This window comes from Mediterraneibacter sp. 210702-DFI.3.120, from assembly GCF_020561005.1.
Lineage (GTDB): Bacteria > Bacillota > Clostridia > Lachnospirales > Lachnospiraceae > Mediterraneibacter > Mediterraneibacter faecis.
This window is the reverse complement of record NZ_JAJCNG010000005.1, coordinates 66,756-84,326: the sequence shown is the minus strand read 5'-3', so window position 1 is coordinate 84,326 and position 17,571 is coordinate 66,756. Positions and strand designations below refer to the sequence as shown.

Sequence of the window (17,571 nt, the reverse complement as noted above, 5' to 3'; positions counted from 1 at the left end):
AACAGTCAAAATAAAAAGTCTGTGAAAAGAATCTTAAGAGTAGATAGATTCTTTCACAGACTTTCTTTCTATCAGTCTAAGCTAACTCAATAGCACCTGTTCCGCCGGCACAAGCATAGTAAGCTTTCTTATCCTCAGGTTTTACATAGATCTTAAGGTCGGAGCTGTCCATACCTTCAGCTTTGCATTTATCAAGAATCTTCTCTGCAAGTACAGCAGCGTCATATTCGCCGTTCTGATACTGGATGAAAAGATCATATGCCGGAGCAGCATTTACTGGTGCAGTTGTTTCTGTTACAGTCACTTCAGGAACAGGTTCAGCTGTTGGTGCAGCTGTCTCTACTACAGGCTGAGCAGCTGGTGCTGTGGTAGTCGGATGTACCTCATTAAATCTTTTCTGTCTTTTCTTATCTGTTCTCTTGCTCATGGATGTTACCTCTTTTCTCTAATCTGAAAACCGAAGTCCGGGATGTCTGTCCTTGCTGGTTGAAATAATTTAGTAAAAAGGGGGACATCGGTCACTTTTCCTATTATATAACGAAGTGGAAAATAAGTCAAAAAAGTTGTATTTTTTATCAGATTCGTATATTATGATGTAAGTGTCAAAAGTATAAATTGCGTTTGTGCTTGCACAAATAAGCAATTTATACTTATTGACACGCCGAACACCGAAAACGGAATAAAATGGTGTGAATACGCCATTTTATGGGAGTTTGAGGTGTTCGAGGATTGCGGGAATTGCATAGCAATGGAGCAATCCGTAGGTATCATAATAAAAATAAGGTAAAAGTCGTCAGGGCAGAAAGGAAAGTTGATATGAATTTTTCACAGCTTGGAAAGATACAGGAATTAAAAGGACATATGGATACATTTCGCAGAAATCATCCGAAGTTTCCGATGTTCTTAGGAGCAGTAGCTCAGAATGCAGTTGAGGAAGGCACAATCATCGAGATCAATGTGACAGCACCGAACGGAGCTCATTACGAGACAAATCTGAAGCTTCGTGCAGAAGATCTGGAATTTATCCGTGCACTGCAGGAGATGGGAAAATAAAAAATATAAGAAAATTTAAAAAAGTACTTGCATATTTAAAAAGAGTATGATAAGATACTACTCGTGTCAGAGATAAGACACGAAATGCGGGTGTAGTTCAATGGTAGAACACCAGCCTTCCAAGCTGGATACGTGGGTTCGATTCCCATCACCCGCTTTTTTGTTGCCCTGATTTTGGAGGGCAGAATCAAAGTTGTACAGAAATAGCGCGAAGCATTTTCCATAGATTCGGTTTTGATAAACCGGATAAGGAAAGTGCTTTTTTTCAATTATTTTTGTACTATTTTTTCGTCCTGTTAACGTTGTTTCTTATATGGAGTTGTGCTATACTTTAAGAAATATTTTTGGGGTTACACTGAGCAGTAACACATTTTGGGGAAATTACAGAGGAAGAGGTAGAAAGATGAATTTTTTGGAAGAAAGAATTGTAAAAGACGGTATTGTAAAAGAGGGCAATGTTCTCAAGGTTGACAGTTTCCTGAATCATCAGATGGACATTAAACTTTTGAATCAGATGGGTGCAGAATTCAAGAAGAGATTTGCTGACAAGAACATCAATAAGATTCTTACTATAGAAGCTTCCGGTATAGGAATCGCCTGTATCGTAGCAGAACACTTTGATGTACCGGTCGTATTTGCAAAGAAGTCTCAGAGCATCAATTTAGACGGCGAGATGTATGTAGCAGAGGTTGAATCTTTCACACATAAGTGTAAGAATAATGTGATCGTTTCACAGAAGTTCCTTTCAGAGGATGATCATGTACTTATTATTGATGATTTTCTTGCGAACGGATGTGCACTGCAGGGACTGATTCAGATTGTTCAGTCTTCAGGAGCTACAGTAGAAGGTATCGGAATTGCAATTGAGAAAGGATTCCAGTCAGGCGGAAGAATCATCCGTAATCTTGGATTCCAGCTGGAGTCACTGGCAATTGTGGACGGAATGGACGCTTCTACGGGTCAGATTTTCTTCAGAGAGCAGAATGCAGAGAACTAAAAGAACAATATTTTTAAAAAAGCTATAGTAAGCTTAAGAAAATCTTTTGAAACATATAAAAGCCTCCTTTAGATTTACAGAGTATTCTGTAGATATATAAAGGAGGTTATTTTTTTAGGAGGAAACAAAATGGAGATCAATCACGTATTAATTGTAGAGGATGATAAAGAGATTAGAGAAGGTGTACAGATTTATCTGCAGAGCCAGGGATATAAGGTGTTTCAGGCAGCAGACGGCATCGAAGGATTAGAAGTCCTTGAGAAGGAAGAAATCCATCTGGCAATCATTGACATCATGATGCCACGTATGGATGGGATTCGTATGACGATGAAGTTGCGCGAGAAATACGATTTTCCTGTAATCATGTTGTCAGCAAAATCAGAGGAAGTTGATAAGATCACAGGGCTCAACATCGGAGCGGATGATTATGTGACAAAGCCGTTTACACCGATGGAACTGATGGCCCGTGTGAATTCTCAGCTGAGACGTTACCGCAGATTTTTGGAGAAGCTCACACCACAGGAAAATGTACATGTGATCGGGGGACTTGAGATCAATGAGGATACGGTAGAAGTCACAATGGATGGCAATCCGGTGAAATTAACTCCAATCGAATACAAGATTCTGCTTCTTTTGGCAAAGAATCCGGGAAGAGTCTTTTCATCCGAAGAGATTTACGAAAGAGTATGGCAGGAAAAGGCAATTAATACAGATACGATCATGGTACATGTAAGAAATATTCGGGAGAAGATCGAGATCGACCCGAAGAAACCAAAATATTTAAAGGTGGTGTGGGGAGTTGGATACAAACTTGAAAAGCAGCCGTGAGATAAGGACAATAGTAACGATAGTAATACTCATCCTGTTTGCAGCAGGAATTGTGGGAAGTTATTATGTGGTGAGTAGAAATAATATCGCATCGACAGTTACAGTAGAGGAGGATATAGAAGATTGTATAGAGAGGATGGACTATTCTCTTGCAACTGGAAACCGCATTCTGTATAACGAGGTCACAGGCGCGATGGATGCGTCGGAGCAAATGGAGATGATGTCAAACAGTGCATTTTCTCTCTTTAAAAAATATATGGATTACCAGATTTTTGATAAAGAGGGCAATCCTTTATTTAAAGAAAACGATGATCAGATAAACGAGGCGTTGAAGTCAAATGATTCGTATGCGCTGAAAATTGAATACAAGTATGGCACAGCAGGAACAATGTCAAATGTAACAGTTAGCGGTACGAAATTGGCACCGGAAGAAGCATACAATATTGAGAAAGATCTGTCCTATTATTGCATGGACGCAGATCTGGAGGATTTGATTGAGGATGAAAAGCAAACAGATGGAATTAGTATCGTCTATGGAATGACAGATGCAAATTATGATGAATTCATTTCTGCAAATCAAGAGGAGGAAGAGTATGTGGAATATAATTATTCCATGTTCTGGAGTTCTGCTGCACTCTTCTTTTTAGGAGTTCTGCTTGTAGCGTTCTTTCTTCCATGTATTCCGAAAGTTGGAAGATACGAAGGAAAATTATTCCATATGCCATTCGAACTTGCAGTGATTTTGGGGATTTCTGCATTGGGTATAGGTTATTCGGCATTTGCGGAATTAGTACACTGGTCATTTGAGAACTATCATCCGTCTGTAAATATTATGTGGAATACGATCAGTATGCTTGGAATCAACTGGATCATCTGGTTCTGCCTGCTGGGAGTTTTCTTCTGCGTGGCAGAGAGTCTTCGACTTATATTTACAGATAGAAGAAATTACTGGAAAGAACACACAATAGCAGGAATGCTTATTTACTGGGTGAAAAAAAACCGAGAAGAAGTACAGGAAAAGGGACATTTGCTGAAGAAGGCATGGAAAGACATCAGAGAATTTATTCATCATCAATATGAAGCGATTCTTCAGATGGATCTGCGGGATAAAGGAAATAAAGGAATCCTCAGAATCGTGATCCTGAACTTTCTTCTGCTCTTAGTAGTGAAATTATTTTCTTACAGCATAGGACTGATACCATTAATTGTTTATTCTATCATTTTATTCTTTGTAATGAAGAAAGTGCTAAATGGAATCAAAAAGAAATATCAGCTGCTGCTTAAATCAACGAATCAGCTGGCAGAAGGACAGCTAGATCTTCCAATCGAAGGTGATGTTGGAATCTTCCGTCCGATTCAGGATGAATTAAAGAAGATTCAGAGCGGATTCAAGAAGGCGGTGGATGAAGAAGTGAAAAATGAGCGTATGAAGACAGAGCTTGTGACAAATGTCTCTCATGATCTCCGTACGCCGCTGACAGCAATCATTACTTACATTGATCTTTTAAAGAATGAAAAAGACGAAGAAAAGAGAAAAGAATATACAGAAGTACTTGAGAGAAAATCTCTTCGTTTGAAAGCCCTGATCGAGGATCTCTTTGAGATGAGTAAGGCAGCAAGTAAGACTATCCAGATGAATTACATGAAAGTGGATCTCGTAGGACTGATCCGTCAGGCGGAGCTTGAGAATGAGGAAAAGATTAGAGAAGCACATCTGGAATTCCGTTGGAAACTTCCGGAGGACAAAGTAGTTCTCTGGCTGGATAGTGAAAAAACATATCGAATTTTTGAGAACTTGATTGTTAATATTACAAAATACGCAATGCCGCATACGAGAGTTTATATAGAAATGAATGAGCGGCCGGATGACGTACAGATTTTTATGAAAAATGTTTCCGCAGGGGAATTGAATTTCAATACAGAGGAGATCACGGACCGTTTTGTAAGAGGAGATTCTTCAAGAAATACCGAAGGATCTGGACTTGGCCTGGCAATTGCCAAGAGCTTTGCACAGCTGCAGCATGGTAATTTAAATATTACAACAGAAGCAGACCTGTTCAAGGCGGAGATCATACTTCCTAAATTAGAAATGAGCGAGAAAAAAGAAGATTAGGGACTGGAAAATGTTGTAAAAGAATAGTATTGTTAGAATAGATGAAACTTTACAGAATATGTTAGGAAGAATGATTCAGGAGGAATAAACCATGAGATATGAAATCAAAGGTGATACCCTTCCGGTAGTGGTCTGCTATCTGGAGAATGGAGAAAGAATGATTACAGAACGCGGTTCTATGAGTTGGATGTCTCCGAATATGAAAATGGAGACAACTTCCAACGGAGGAATCGGAAAAGCATTTGGAAGAATGTTTTCAGGCGAGGCACTGTTTCAGAACCGTTATACAGCAACGGGAGGTAATGGGATGATCGCATTCGCATCCAGTTTTCCGGGACAGATTGTAGCACGCCAGATTGCACCGGGACAGGAGTTGATCGTACAGAAGTCAGGATTTCTCGCTTCAGAAGAAGGTGTTGATCTTTCTATTTTCTTCCAAAAGAAATTCGGAGCAGGACTCTTCGGCGGAGAAGGGTTTATCATGCAGAGACTTTCGGGAAATGGAATAGCATTTCTTGAATTTGATGGACATGTGGTAGAGTATGAACTGAGACCGGGACAACAGATTGTAGTGGATACCGGATATCTTGCAGCAATGGATGCAACTTGTAGCATGGAGATTCAGACAGTACCGGGACTTAAGAATATGGTATTCGGCGGTGAAGGTGTGTTCAATACAGTTGTCACCGGACCTGGACATGTATGGCTTCAGACAATGCCAATCTCCAGCGTGGCAGGAGAACTTCTGAGATATATGCCGGCTGGAAAATAAAGGATGAAAAAAGGACAGGATACTTTCGAATGAAATGTTAGATAAAATGAAAGTGTCTTGTCCTTTTCACTGCGTAAACAGTAATGTTTTGCATATCAGATAGTGCTAATTATTTACTTTCTCAAGATTGCGCAGATGCAGATATACGGTATTCTTACTGATTCCCAGCGCTTCGGCAATCGTGACGACGGCATCCTTTAGATTAAAGATTCCCTGCTGGTAAAGTCGGAAAATGATTTCTTTATTCTTATTTGTGCTCGATATTGCTGAATCCATCAACACTTCTTGACGAACGGTTTGAATGGTCTGCTCAAGAAGATCAGAACTGCTCTGGGAAAATGTCTCATGAATCTGACCGGAGAGTGTGAGACCGTCAGAATCAGATGGAATCGGAACAGCAAAGTTGCAGAAGAAATCTGCCATTGTTGTATTCATATAAAAGTTGATACAGAGCAGTCCGATAATTCTGTCCTTCTCTCCTTTGACAGGAATTGTAGTTGACTTCAGCGGTTCTCCTTTTACATTTGTGGAAAAATAAATAACACCATGGTCATTTTCTTCATTTCGACGGATCTGCTCGAGCATCTTCAACGCAAGGTCGGTAATCGGTGCACCTTCGGTACGTCCTGTGTGATATCCGTTGATGACCTTGATTGCAGAGTGTTCATAATCTTCCAGACTGTGAAGGACAATCTCGTATCCATTTCCAAGATAATTGGAAAGTCCATCGAGTGTCTGACAGTATGAGTGCAGAATCTTTTTGTCAAGTGAAGTTAATTTTAAATTTCCGGTTGGCATAATCATGCGTCCTTTCTGTCTGTGTGAAAGATATCCAGTTTTGTTCGGTCAAAACAGACAAATAGTATATTGATGGTTTTATTTTATCATGGATATGCTGGTTTGTGTGAAAAAGAAGTCAATGAAAAATAGTTAAGTGAATGAAATTTTATTGACTAAACGATTTTAACGTTATATAATTTCATTAAGAACTTATAATTTCAATAAATCAGGAGGTAGAATTCAATGAAAACAATTTCAACACCAAAGGCACCAGCTGCAATCGGACCATATTCTCAGGCAAAGGTAGTTAACGGAATGTTATACGCTTCAGGCCAGATCCCGATCAACCCGGCTACAGGTGATGTAGATGCCACAACAATCGAAGGACAGACAGAGCAGGTTATCGCTAACATCGCTGCTGTTCTTGAAGAAGCTGGATCAAGCTTTGACAATGTCGTAAAGACAACATGCTTCCTTGCAGATATCGCTGATTTCGGAGCATTCAACGGAGTATACGAGAAATACTTCACAAGCAAACCAGCTCGTTCATGCGTAGCAGTTAAGGATCTTCCGAAGGCTGTTCTCGTTGAGATCGAGATCTTAGCTGTTGTAGAGTAATTCTTATAGCTAGTAGAGAAAATGAAAAAATGACACTGTGCTGTGAGGCGAGGTGTGAATAGAAAAGGAGTCCATGGAAATGCGATATGTCGCATACCATGGACTCTTTTTGTTACTGTTCACACAATGTGCGACCAGCAACGCATCTCGCCATTTTAAATCGCCTTTGGCGATGGGGCGAGATGCATTCAAGCCAAAACATGCATCCTCCGTGTCAATCAGCGAAGTGATTGACACGGGAGTGAACAGTAACCTCCTTTTTACTTATTCAAGGAATCTCCCCGGTCTACAACAACATGATATCCGACAGACTCCATTCTTTGGGCCAGGCAGTTCTTGCACTGTGCCGATTCATCACCGGTGCAGATCTTGTTATCATAAAGCAGATAATCTTTGCGAACCTCTGTTGGAGAAAGGTTTGGCATAACGACATTAGCTCCTGCGAGAATTCCCTGTTCCCTTCCGGTGGGAGAAATCGTACCGAGGGCGGTTGTTGCCGGGAGAAGTACTTTCGGCAGCATAAGACGGATCAGCCCAAGCAGATAAAGTGTTAATTCTAGTGTTCCGGCAGGTTCACTAGCGAACTGTGTATCGTGGTGAGGGATAAAAGGACCAATCCCAACCATATGCGGATTCAATTCTTTTAAGAAAAGCATATCATCAGTAAGATTCTCAGTTGTCTGGAAAGGTGCACCGACCATGAATCCGGTTCCAATCTGATAGCCGATAGACTTTAAATCCCACAGACAGTTTTGACGATGACGCGCACTTAAGGAAACAGGATGAAGCTTACGGTAATGTGCATCATTATAAGTTTCATGGCGAAGTAAATAGCGGTCAGCGCCGGCATCGAATAAAGTCTGGTATGCATCATGTTCCATTTCTCCAACAGAGAGTGTGATTGCACAGTCCGGCCAGTTTTTGTGGATGTCAGAGACAATATCAGCCAGACGCGGAACCGTGAACCAGCCATCTTCACCACCTTGAAGAACGAAGGTGCGAAAACCAAGTTCATATCCGGTTTTGCAACAGTTAAGAATTTCTTCTTTGGTAAGACGGTAGCGATGTGCATTCAGATTACTTTTGCGGATACCGCAGTAATAACAATCGTTACGACAATAGTTAGTGAATTCAATTAGTCCGCGGACATAAACATCATGTCCATAGTGAGTGATTTGTACTTCGCGCGCATTTTCAAATAAATAGTCGGCAAGTTCTGGGGTTCTTCCGTCAATTAGCCGAATCCATTCATTTTTAGAGAGAGTCTGTGTATCTCGTAATTTATTTATCAATTCTTTCAGATCAGAAGTCTGTGATGTTTCATAATTACTCATTCGTTCTCGAAGTCCTCCTTCAGAAAAGTTATTCCCATTATAACACAGGAAGCAGGAACTGTTTACCGAAAAGAACTGTACAAGGTAAAAAAATATGTTAGAATAACGGTAGTGTACAACATAAATTGCTTCAAGGGAGTGATCAGATATGGCAGAAGTTAGAAAGCACATTGTTTTTCACGGTCGTGTACAGGGTGTTGGATTCCGCTATACAGCGAAATATCTGGCGAATTCACTAAATCTGGTTGGCTGGGTTCAGAACGAATGGGATGGAACCGTTACAATGGAAGTTCAGGGACGGGAATGGCTGATCAATGAACTGCTAAAAGGGCTGAACAGGAATCAGTTTATTACAATCGACTGGATGGACACAGAAGAAATTCCGTTAGAGGATGAGAAAAAATTCTGGGTGAGAGACGGATACATGTAGATAAAAGGTTACTGGACACGGTTCTTAGAACAGTAATGATAAAAGAAAAGGAGACTTAAGATCATGAAATTAGGATTTATCGGAACAGGAAATATGGCAGGAGCAATCATGGGCGGAATCATCAAAAAGGGAATTATTGCCCCGGAAGAGATCATCGGTTCAGATATTATGGAAGCAGGACGTGAACGTGCGAAAAAAGAGCATGGAATTCATGTGACAGCAGATAATATAGAAGTAGCACAGAAAGCAGAAGTATTAGTTCTCTCTGTAAAACCACAGTTCTATGCACAGACAATTGCTGAGATCAAAGATGCAGTAAGAGAAGACCAGCTGATTATTACAATCGCACCGGGCAAGACTCTCGCATGGCTCGAAGAGCAGTTTGGAAAGAAAGTTAAGATTGTAAGAACAATGCCGAATACACCAGCATTAGTTGGAGAGGGAATGACAGCGGCATGCCCGAATGATGCAGTGACAGAAGAAGAAAAGAACTATGCACTGGAGCTTCTTAGTTCTTTTGGTAAAGTAGAAATCGTGCCGGAGCATTTGATCGATGCAGTTGTTGCAGTCAGCGGAAGTTCACCGGCATATATCTTTATGATGATCGAGGCAATGGCAGACGGAGCGGTAGCTGAGGGAATGCCTAGATCACAGGCGTATCAGTTCGCAGCACAGGCAGTACTTGGAAGTGCAAAGATGGTACTCGAGACAGGAAAGCATCCGGGAGAACTGAAAGATATGGTATGTTCACCGGCAGGAACAACGATTGAGGCAGTACGTGTACTTGAAAAATTTGGACTTAGAAGCGCAGTGATTGAGGCAGAGAAAGTTTGCGCAGATATGTCCAGAAATATGTAAGAAGTGATTGAAACATCTTACAGTTTAGCGTAAATGAAAAAATGAATTACAGCAATCAGAAAATGTAGAAACAGTTTGTTGGGAAAGGAGAAATATGGGAATTTATGATATTGGAATCATCGGTGGCGGAACTGCAGGGATGACTGCGGCTATCTATGGCCAGCGTGCAGGAAAGCAGACCGTACTCTTCGAGGGAACAACCATCGGCGGTCAGATCACATCTTCTCCGAATGTAGAAAATTATCCGGGAATTGCAAGTGTGAGCGGCAGTGAATTCTCTATGAATCTGATGGATCAGGCAGTAAAGCTGGGAACACAGACCATAATGGAGCAGGTGACAGGTATCCGTGAAGAAGCGGATTATAAAGTGATTGTAACAACGGAAAAAGAATATGAATGCAAAAGCATTATTCTTGCTACTGGTGTGACACACCGCCATCTTGGAGTTCCGGGAGAGGAACGTCTGACAGGTGCAGGAGTTTCATACTGTGCGACTTGTGATGGAATGTTTTTCCGGGGAAGAGAAGTTGCAGTTGTCGGAGGTGGAAGTACAGCACTCCAGGATGCAGAATTTCTGTCAAATTACTGTAGCAAAGTATATCTGATTCACAGAAGAGACGAATTCCGGGGAGAAGATCAGATTGTAAAACGTTTGCAAGAGAAAGAAAATGTAGAGTTTATCTTAAATACAACTGTTCAGGAAATCCGTGGAGAGCAGATGGTGGAAAGTCTGCGGGTTTTGAATAAAGTAACAGGAGAAGAATCAGAACTTGCTGTTTCAGGAATTTTCGTAGCTGTCGGACAGATTGCACAGAATGAAAAATTTGCTGATGTTGTTCAGTTAGATGAGGGTGGATTTATTGTTGCCGGAGAAGATTGCAAGACGTCAGAAGCGGGAATCTATGCAGCAGGAGATTGCCGGACAAAAGAAGTACGTCAGCTTACAACAGCAGCAGCGGACGGTGCAGTAGCTGCACTTGCCGCATGTAAATATATAGCAGATGTTGCTGAAAAATAAGATTATGATGTTTTAAGTATGTAATTGCAATTCGTAATCTACAACCAGACAGAAAAGAAAAACAAGTACCACAATTAGTAGTTACTGATTGTGGTACTTGCCTGAGTTAGAAACAAACATTCAATATTAATCTACGAACATCTTCATTCCCATCCATTGTTTCATATGTTCAATCATCTTTTCATCAGGTTCAATATAAACACAAGTCATTTTCTGATTGATTGGGATCATGATTGCGAAAACCTTTGCATTTGCATTTCCGGATGAAAAGTCGCAAGTTGTTTCCGGATGATAAGAATCCAGTCGATGAGATCCTTTTGGTGCAATAATCTCAGCATTCTGAATATCCAGGTTTATTTTGGATTTTCTTTTCTCTTTGCTGTAAATTGCATCAATATCCAGATCGTGATTCAGAAGGGAATATTCATACTCCACATTTAAGAGTGGAAATGCAAAATAATAAGCAAGTAAAGCCAGGATTGCTGCAAGAGCAAAAGCAAAGAATCCAAGAAATGGCATTCCTCCGATTGCGATTGCAACGATCACAACAATAATAAGAACACGGATAACAAAATCCATTGGTTTTGATTTTCTAGCTACAATATGTTCACATAATGCGTCATTCATAAGTTATAAGTCCTTTCTTATATATTATATATTATAGTAACTGTTCAGAGTCAACCTCCAAAATGCTACGCATTTCGTCGGTGTGGCGTATCCGCCAAATAAAATTTCAAAAACAGTCTTAAAAATGCAAGCATTTTACACCTCAGTGCAATTTTTTTCTTTTTCAGCATGAAGATAGTTCATGACCATTGTTGCAATCTTAAATGTCATTGCATCTTCGAATTGCCTTAAGTCAAGTCCGGTACGCTTTTCAATCTGTTCCAGACGATAGATCAGCGTGTTACGGTGCATATGAAGCTGGCGTGAAGTCTCAGCAATGTTCAGATTATTCTGAAGGAAACGGTTGATCGTCAGGAGTGTCTCATCATCCAGCTTGTCCGGAATCTTGTCTAAGAAAACTTCCTGGAGAAAGCTTTCGCACAGTGAAACAGGAAGCTGATAAATCAGGCGGCCAATCCCCAGTTCATTGTATGGAAAGACAGTCTGTTCCGGATAGAAAAGTTTTCCAACTTTCAGTGCAAGACTTGCTTCACGAAAAGCCCCGGATAATTCCAAAAGAGAAGGAATCATCTGACTAAAAGAAACCTGAACATGTGCAAGAGCTTCCGCATTCAGCGTGTCAACAATCGCATGAGCCAGATGTCTTGCATGTTCATCAGCAGAATCTTTGGAATCCTTTGTCTCATGAAATGGATATAATACAGCCAGTCGCTCTTTTGAAACAGGAATGATATAAGCTTTTGTCTGAGAAGGAAACAGATTTTTAAGGATCTCTGCAACAATCTCGTCAGGTTCTTTCATTTCAATCAAAAAGAGAATTCGATTTTCTTCCGGTGCAATGTGGAGCCGTGCGGCACGCTGCTGTACATCGTAGGAAGGAACACCGCCGGTCATTAGTCCCATAAGAAAATCATTTTTATTATATTTTTCCCGGTAGGCAAGGCAGAGACAGCGAATCTGTTCCAGGGCCATCTGCTCCTGTTCAGAATCTTTGGCAGTCACTGCAAGTGTGATTCCGGTCAAACGTTTTAATTCATTGAGTCCTTTTTCAAGTTCGGATGTATTAGCCATAGTAATCTCCGTAAATAAAATAATAATAGATGGAAGAAAGGCTGCACCTTCCGAGAAAAGTACAGCCCCCTCCGTGTTTAGTTTAATTGTAAAGGATTAGTTTGTAATAGTCAACTCTGTGTCTTTGTCAAAGAGATGAATCTTTTCCATATCAAGTGCAAATACTGCATGATCTCCAGTTCTGAGTGTTGTACGTGGGTTAACACGTGCTGTCAACTGAGTTCCCTCAACATCGAAGTACAGGAATACTTCTGCTCCAAGCAGCTCGTAAACTTTGATTGTAGACTCAATTACGCTGTCAGGAGAGTTACTGATAAATGCCTGTGAGTCATGTACATCTTCCGGACGAATACCAAGAACAACTGTCTTTCCGTCATATCCGCCATCAATCAGTGCCTGCTTCTTAGAAGCCGGTACCTTAAGAACATGTTTTCCAACTGTAAGAGTAACATCATTTCCCTTAATTGTACATTTTGCATCCATGAAGTTCATCTGAGGTGATCCGATGAATCCTGCTACGAACAGGTTGCATGGTGTATTGTAAAGTGCCTGTGGTGTATCTACCTGCTGAACAACTCCGTCTTTCATAACAACGATTCTTGTTCCAAGTGTCATAGCCTCTGTCTGGTCATGTGTTACGTAGATGATTGTAGCACCCAGATTCTCATGAAGCTTGGAAATCTCGATACGCATCTGAACTCTCAGTTTAGCATCCAGGTTGGAAAGTGGCTCATCCATAAGGAATACCTTAGGATTACGAACGATAGCACGTCCCATAGCAACACGCTGTCTCTGTCCACCGGAAAGAGCCTTCGGTTTACGATCAAGCAGTTTGTCAAGGTCAAGAATCTTGGCAGCCTCACGAACCTTCTTATCAATCTCATCTTTCGGAACTTTACGAAGTTTCAGTCCGAAAGCCATGTTATCATATACTGTCATATGTGGATACAGAGCGTAGTTCTGGAATACCATTGCAATATCACGATCCTTTGGCTCTACATCGTTCATTACTTTTCCATCGATCTTAAGTGTACCGCCAGAGATATCCTCCAGACCAGCGATCATACGAAGTGTTGTAGATTTACCACATCCTGATGGTCCTACGAAGATGATGAACTCCTTGTCAGCGATTTCAAGATTGAAATCTTTTACTGCGTGAAATCCGTTAGGATAAATTTTCTGAATTCCCTGAAGAGATAAACTTGCCATTATAAGTGCCTCCTTAAATGATTATTTTTTACTTGTTTGACTAAATTTGGTTTTGTTTTTTAATTGGTAGTTGATTTTGGTTTGTTTAACTTATGTACTTAGTATAGCGTTAGGCACGAAAATCAACAATGTCACGAGTGACTAAAAAAAGGAGGGGAAAGTGTACATTTCAACCATATGAGGTTATAATTACAGTTAATATGTACAGATCAGTAGGAAATGACAGTAGAAATGCAGCTTGTAAAATAATAACGGACCGAATGATAAGAGATAAAACAAGATTTTTTACAGAGAGGAAGAACAACAGAAATGAAACAGATTCTGGATTATTTTATGATAGACGGAGAAGTAGGCGGCAATCAGGACTGGTTCCGCAATGTGGTGATGCACATCGGCGGATGCGCTGCGGCAACAGCGTGTGACTGCTGTATCTATTTTGCAAAATATAAAGGAAAGAAGAACCTGTATCCTTTTGATGCAGAGAATCTGAGTAAAGAAGATTATATTCAGTTTTCCATGAAAATGAAACCATATCTTCGCCCAAGAATGAGTGGGGTGAACAAGTTGTGGATGTACACAGAAGGCTTTGGAAAGTATCTGGAAGATATAGGAGAAAAGGTGGAATTCAAAGAATTTTCCGGTGAACATACAGCAAGAGAAGCAGCAGTATTCATTAAGAAGAAAATCAATGAAGGAACGCCGGTTCCATATCTGATGTTGCGTCATAAAGACAAGAAATTTGCTGATTTTGTATGGCACTGGTTTTTATGTATCGGATATGAAGAGACAGCAGATGATCTTCTGATCAAAGTGGCGACTTACGGGGAAGCAACAACATTTTCACTGAAGGAACTGTGGAATACTGGGTACAAGGAAAAAGGCGGATTGATAGGGATTACTGTTTACAGAAATCTTTGAACAGTAACGTATTTTTACCGAGAACGTTTGAAATAATAGATGTATCTTGAAGTTCTTAGATAAATCCGCTACAATAGAGTCATTAAATCTATGGAAAAGAGGAATTAAACATGGCAAATCCAGTAGTTACATTTGAAATGGAAAATGGCGATATCATGAAAGCAGAACTGTATCCGGAAGTAGCACCGAATACAGTGAACAATTTTGTGTCACTTGTAAAGAAAGGATTCTATGACGGATTGATCTTCCACCGCGTAATCAGTGGATTCATGATCCAGGGAGGAGATCCGGAAGGAACAGGAATCGGTGGTCCTGGATATTCAATCAAAGGAGAGTTTGCACAGAATGGTGTGGCGAACAACCTTGTACATGATGCAGGAGTTCTTTCTATGGCACGTGCAATGCATCCGGATTCAGCAGGAAGCCAGTTCTTCATTATGCATAAGAAAGCACCACACCTTGACGGAGCTTATGCTGCATTTGGTAAGATCACAGAAGGAATGGATGTAGTGAATAAGATTGCTGAGACAGCAACAGACTACAGCGACCGCCCGCTTGAGAAACAGATAATGAAGAAAGTTACTGTTGAGACATTCGGAGAGGATTATCCGGAGCCGGAAACAGTATAGTTCATAAAAACTTTATACTTTTAACGAAATTATTAGCACTCTTTCAAAAGGAGTGCTAATTTTCTATTGACTTTTAAATTTTGCTGTACTAGAATGTCCATTAGGCAAGCAAATATACTATCGATATCAGCGAAAAAGCTGATTGACAGCCGATATTAAAAGAAACGTAACTGAGCAGTTACGGATAGATTATAAATAAAAAGGAGTGCAGTAAAATGGCAGTTAAAAAAGGTACTTTATCAATTGACAGCGAAAACATTTTTCCTATTATCAAGAAATGGGTTTATTCCGATCATGATATCTTTGTACGTGAACTCGTATCCAACGGATGTGATGCGATCACTAAGTTGAAAAAGCTGGACATGATGGGAGAATATGAACTCCCGGAAGATTATAAACCGAAGATTGAAGTAATTGTCAATCCAGAAGAGAAGACAATGAAGTTTATCGATAACGGACTTGGTATGACAGCAGAAGAAGTAGAGGAGTATATCACTCAGATCGCATTTTCAGGTGCAACACAGTTCCTTGAGAAATATAAAGATAAGACAACAGACGATGAGATGATTGGACACTTCGGACTTGGATTCTATTCTGCATTCATGGTAGCAGACGAAGTTCAGATTGATACTCTTTCTTATAAAGAAGGCGCAAAGCCGGTACACTGGGCAAGTCAGGGCGGTACAGAGTATGAGATGCAGGAAGGAAATAAGACAACAGTTGGAAGTGAGATCACACTGTTCCTGAATGAGGATAGTCTTGAATTTGCAAACGAGTACCGTGCAAGAGAAGTGCTTGAGAGATATTGTTCTTTCATGCCGGTAGAGATCTTCCTCTCCAAGGCAAATGCAGAGCCGGAGTACGATACAATCGATGAGGCAGATGTTCTTGATACAGATACTGTAGTAGAGCATATTACAGAGGAACCAAAGGAAGGCGAAGAGGGCGAGCCGAAGCAGAAAGCGAAGATTGTAAGACGTCCGGTATCTATCAGTGATACACACCCGCTTTGGACAAAGAATCCAAGTGAGTGTACAAAGGAAGACTATATTGACTTTTACCGCAAGGTGTTCATGGATTACAAAGAGCCACTGTTCTGGATCCACCTGAACATGGATTATCCGTTTAACTTAAAGGGAATCCTTTACTTCCCGAAGATCAATACAGAGTATGATTCCATCGAAGGAAAGATTAAACTTTACAATAACCAGGTATTTATCGCAGATAATATTAAAGAAGTAATCCCAGAGTTCCTTATGGTACTTAAGGGAGTGATCGACTGTCCAGATCTGCCGTTGAACGTATCACGTAGTGCACTGCAGAACGACGGATTTGTAAATAAAGTTGCTGATTACATTTCCAAGAAGGTTGCTGACAAGCTGAATGGAATGTTCAAGACAGACCGTGAGAACTATGAGAAATATTGGGATGACATCAGTCCATTCATCAAGTTCGGCTGCCTGAAGGATGAGAAATTCGGTGAGAAGATGAAGAATTCTATGCTTTACAAGAATCTTGATCATAAATACATGACTCTCGAAGATATCATCAAAGAAGCCAAAGGCGAAGAAGCTGATGCAGCCAAGACAGAGGAAGCTAAGGCAGAAGAAACAAAAACAGACGCAGAAGAGTCTAAGGACGCAGATGCGAAGGAAGAAGAGAAGACAAGAATCTTCTATGTAACAGATGAAGTGCAGCAGAGCCAGTACATCAACATGTTCAAGGCCCAGGGACAGGATGCGATCATTCTGACACATAACATTGATTCTGCATTTATCACATACCTTGAGCAGAAACATCAGGAAGTTCAGTTCTTGAGAATTGATGCAGATGTACATGATTCTCTGAAGGATGAAGTTGCAGAAGATGAGAAGGAAGAATTCCAGAAGACAACAGACAGCCTTGTTGAAATCTTCCGCAAAGAGCTTGGCAATGAGAAGCTTGATGTTAAAGTTGAAAAGCTCAAAGATGAGAATGTAGCATCTATGGCAGTTCTTTCTGAGGAAAACAGAAGAATGCAGGAGATGATGAAGATGTATGGTATGGGCGGCATGGATGCATCCATGTTCGGAAGCCAGGCAACACTGGTACTCAATGCTAACCATCCACTTGTTCAGTTCCTTGTAACGAACAAAGACAGCGAGAACGTGTCAATCATCTGCAAACAGCTGTATGACCTTGCAATGCTTGCTCATAAGCCATTAAGTCCGGAAGAGATGACAGCATTCGTTAAGAGAAGCAATGATATTATGATGCTTCTGACAAAATAATAAAGTAAAATGATGAGAAACATGTTCTATGAGTTTCTCATCATTG

18 protein-coding genes and 1 tRNA gene are annotated in these 17,571 nt (G+C 40.5%); 13 read left to right on the top strand and 6 right to left on the bottom strand.

The window, feature by feature from the left end; all coding sequences use genetic code 11:
* Positions 1-76: 76 nt before the first annotated feature.
* A complete protein-coding gene (locus LI162_RS04435) occupies positions 77-427 on the bottom strand; it encodes a DUF6465 family protein (RefSeq protein WP_117915978.1) in 351 nt (116 codons plus the stop codon).
* Between the two features lie 389 nt (positions 428-816).
* Between LI162_RS04435 and LI162_RS04430 the strand changes: the two genes are divergently transcribed.
* The 6 genes from LI162_RS04430 (at position 817) to LI162_RS04405 (ending at position 5,763) form a co-directional block, all read left to right on the top strand.
* Positions 817-1,053, top strand: a complete 237-nt coding sequence (locus LI162_RS04430) for a hypothetical protein (protein ID WP_020435856.1) — start codon at positions 817-819, stop codon at positions 1,051-1,053.
* Between the two features lie 86 nt (positions 1,054-1,139).
* Positions 1,140-1,210 (top strand) — tRNA-Gly (locus LI162_RS04425).
* Between the two features lie 246 nt (positions 1,211-1,456).
* Positions 1,457-2,050: a xanthine phosphoribosyltransferase gene (locus tag LI162_RS04420; protein WP_015527944.1), complete on the top strand. Its 594-nt coding sequence runs from the start codon at positions 1,457-1,459 to the stop codon at positions 2,048-2,050.
* Between the two features lie 129 nt (positions 2,051-2,179).
* Positions 2,180-2,878 (top strand): response regulator transcription factor, encoded by a 699-nt coding sequence (locus LI162_RS04415; protein WP_117568339.1) that lies wholly within the window; start codon positions 2,180-2,182, stop codon positions 2,876-2,878.
* Entirely contained in the window at positions 2,850-4,991 is a 2,142-nt protein-coding gene (locus LI162_RS04410; protein WP_155204337.1) for a histidine kinase dimerization/phospho-acceptor domain-containing protein, read from the top strand. Before LI162_RS04415 ends, LI162_RS04410 begins: the two co-directional genes overlap by 29 nt.
* A gap of 91 nt (positions 4,992-5,082) precedes the next feature.
* Positions 5,083-5,763: a TIGR00266 family protein gene (locus LI162_RS04405; RefSeq protein ID WP_155204336.1), complete on the top strand. Its 681-nt coding sequence runs from the start codon at positions 5,083-5,085 to the stop codon at positions 5,761-5,763.
* A gap of 105 nt (positions 5,764-5,868) precedes the next feature.
* Here LI162_RS04405 and LI162_RS04400 read toward each other — a convergent pair whose 3' ends face one another.
* Positions 5,869-6,561 carry a helix-turn-helix transcriptional regulator gene (locus tag LI162_RS04400; protein ID WP_055147661.1) on the bottom strand — a complete coding sequence of 231 codons (693 nt, stop codon included), beginning with the start codon at positions 6,559-6,561 and terminating at the stop codon, positions 5,869-5,871.
* A gap of 225 nt (positions 6,562-6,786) precedes the next feature.
* Here LI162_RS04400 and LI162_RS04395 point away from each other — a divergent pair, with 225 nt between their 5' ends.
* Positions 6,787-7,161, top strand: coding sequence for a RidA family protein (locus LI162_RS04395; protein ID WP_015527940.1), 375 nt, complete (start codon positions 6,787-6,789; stop codon positions 7,159-7,161).
* A gap of 260 nt (positions 7,162-7,421) precedes the next feature.
* Here the strand turns inward: LI162_RS04395 and hydE are convergent, their stop codons facing one another.
* Positions 7,422-8,495: a [FeFe] hydrogenase H-cluster radical SAM maturase HydE gene (hydE, locus tag LI162_RS04390; protein ID WP_227155853.1), complete on the bottom strand. Its 1,074-nt coding sequence runs from the start codon at positions 8,493-8,495 to the stop codon at positions 7,422-7,424.
* A gap of 148 nt (positions 8,496-8,643) precedes the next feature.
* Here hydE and LI162_RS04385 point away from each other — a divergent pair, with 148 nt between their 5' ends.
* From LI162_RS04385 to trxB, 3 genes are all read left to right on the top strand, one after another.
* Positions 8,644-8,925, top strand: coding sequence for an acylphosphatase (locus LI162_RS04385; RefSeq protein ID WP_015527938.1), 282 nt, complete (start codon positions 8,644-8,646; stop codon positions 8,923-8,925).
* A 63-nt stretch (positions 8,926-8,988) separates the two neighbouring features.
* Positions 8,989-9,783 carry a pyrroline-5-carboxylate reductase gene (proC, locus tag LI162_RS04380; protein ID WP_227155851.1) on the top strand — a complete coding sequence of 265 codons (795 nt, stop codon included), beginning with the start codon at positions 8,989-8,991 and terminating at the stop codon, positions 9,781-9,783.
* Positions 9,784-9,883: 100 nt separating this feature from the next.
* Complete coding sequence (trxB, locus tag LI162_RS04375) at positions 9,884-10,801, top strand: thioredoxin-disulfide reductase (protein WP_412356939.1); 918 nt, start codon at positions 9,884-9,886, stop codon at positions 10,799-10,801.
* Between the two features lie 126 nt (positions 10,802-10,927).
* Here the strand turns inward: trxB and LI162_RS04370 are convergent, their stop codons facing one another.
* From LI162_RS04370 to LI162_RS04360, 3 genes are all read right to left on the bottom strand, one after another.
* Positions 10,928-11,428 (bottom strand): hypothetical protein, encoded by a 501-nt coding sequence (locus tag LI162_RS04370; protein ID WP_020435849.1) that lies wholly within the window; start codon positions 11,426-11,428, stop codon positions 10,928-10,930.
* Positions 11,429-11,563: 135 nt separating this feature from the next.
* On the bottom strand, positions 11,564-12,499 hold the full coding sequence (locus LI162_RS04365; protein ID WP_055147667.1) for a PucR family transcriptional regulator: 936 nt from the start codon (positions 12,497-12,499) through the stop codon (positions 11,564-11,566).
* A gap of 96 nt (positions 12,500-12,595) precedes the next feature.
* Complete coding sequence (locus LI162_RS04360) at positions 12,596-13,708, bottom strand: ABC transporter ATP-binding protein (protein ID WP_020437293.1); 1,113 nt, start codon at positions 13,706-13,708, stop codon at positions 12,596-12,598.
* Between the two features lie 309 nt (positions 13,709-14,017).
* Here LI162_RS04360 and LI162_RS04355 point away from each other — a divergent pair, with 309 nt between their 5' ends.
* From LI162_RS04355 to htpG, 3 genes are all read left to right on the top strand, one after another.
* Entirely contained in the window at positions 14,018-14,626 is a 609-nt protein-coding gene (locus LI162_RS04355) for a hypothetical protein (RefSeq protein ID WP_117498652.1), read from the top strand.
* 110 nt (positions 14,627-14,736) lie between these two features.
* Complete coding sequence (locus tag LI162_RS04350; protein ID WP_117498648.1) at positions 14,737-15,255, top strand: peptidylprolyl isomerase; 519 nt, start codon at positions 14,737-14,739, stop codon at positions 15,253-15,255.
* Positions 15,256-15,470: 215 nt separating this feature from the next.
* Positions 15,471-17,525 carry a molecular chaperone HtpG gene (htpG, locus tag LI162_RS04345; protein WP_227155848.1) on the top strand — a complete coding sequence of 685 codons (2,055 nt, stop codon included), beginning with the start codon at positions 15,471-15,473 and terminating at the stop codon, positions 17,523-17,525.
* Positions 17,526-17,571 lie beyond the last annotated feature (46 nt).

Excerpts from the sequence above, each read along its gene's own strand:
- LI162_RS04435 (WP_117915978.1), bottom strand. The coding sequence starts at position 427 with ATGAGCAAGAGAACAGATAAGAAAAGACAGAAAAGATTTAATGAGGTA.
- LI162_RS04430 (WP_020435856.1), top strand. The coding sequence starts at position 817 with ATGAATTTTTCACAGCTTGGAAAGATACAGGAATTAAAAGGACATATG.
- LI162_RS04420 (WP_015527944.1), top strand. The coding sequence starts at position 1,457 with ATGAATTTTTTGGAAGAAAGAATTGTAAAAGACGGTATTGTAAAAGAG.
- LI162_RS04415 (WP_117568339.1), top strand. The coding sequence starts at position 2,180 with ATGGAGATCAATCACGTATTAATTGTAGAGGATGATAAAGAGATTAGA.
- LI162_RS04405 (WP_155204336.1), top strand. The coding sequence starts at position 5,083 with ATGAGATATGAAATCAAAGGTGATACCCTTCCGGTAGTGGTCTGCTAT.
- LI162_RS04400 (WP_055147661.1), bottom strand. The coding sequence starts at position 6,561 with ATGCCAACCGGAAATTTAAAATTAACTTCACTTGACAAAAAGATTCTG.
- LI162_RS04395 (WP_015527940.1), top strand. The coding sequence starts at position 6,787 with ATGAAAACAATTTCAACACCAAAGGCACCAGCTGCAATCGGACCATAT.
- hydE (WP_227155853.1), bottom strand. The coding sequence starts at position 8,495 with ATGAGTAATTATGAAACATCACAGACTTCTGATCTGAAAGAATTGATA.
- LI162_RS04385 (WP_015527938.1), top strand. The coding sequence starts at position 8,644 with ATGGCAGAAGTTAGAAAGCACATTGTTTTTCACGGTCGTGTACAGGGT.
- proC (WP_227155851.1), top strand. The coding sequence starts at position 8,989 with ATGAAATTAGGATTTATCGGAACAGGAAATATGGCAGGAGCAATCATG.
- LI162_RS04370 (WP_020435849.1), bottom strand. The coding sequence starts at position 11,428 with ATGAATGACGCATTATGTGAACATATTGTAGCTAGAAAATCAAAACCA.
- LI162_RS04365 (WP_055147667.1), bottom strand. The coding sequence starts at position 12,499 with ATGGCTAATACATCCGAACTTGAAAAAGGACTCAATGAATTAAAACGT.
- LI162_RS04360 (WP_020437293.1), bottom strand. The coding sequence starts at position 13,708 with ATGGCAAGTTTATCTCTTCAGGGAATTCAGAAAATTTATCCTAACGGA.
- LI162_RS04355 (WP_117498652.1), top strand. The coding sequence starts at position 14,018 with ATGAAACAGATTCTGGATTATTTTATGATAGACGGAGAAGTAGGCGGC.
- LI162_RS04350 (WP_117498648.1), top strand. The coding sequence starts at position 14,737 with ATGGCAAATCCAGTAGTTACATTTGAAATGGAAAATGGCGATATCATG.
- htpG (WP_227155848.1), top strand. The coding sequence starts at position 15,471 with ATGGCAGTTAAAAAAGGTACTTTATCAATTGACAGCGAAAACATTTTT.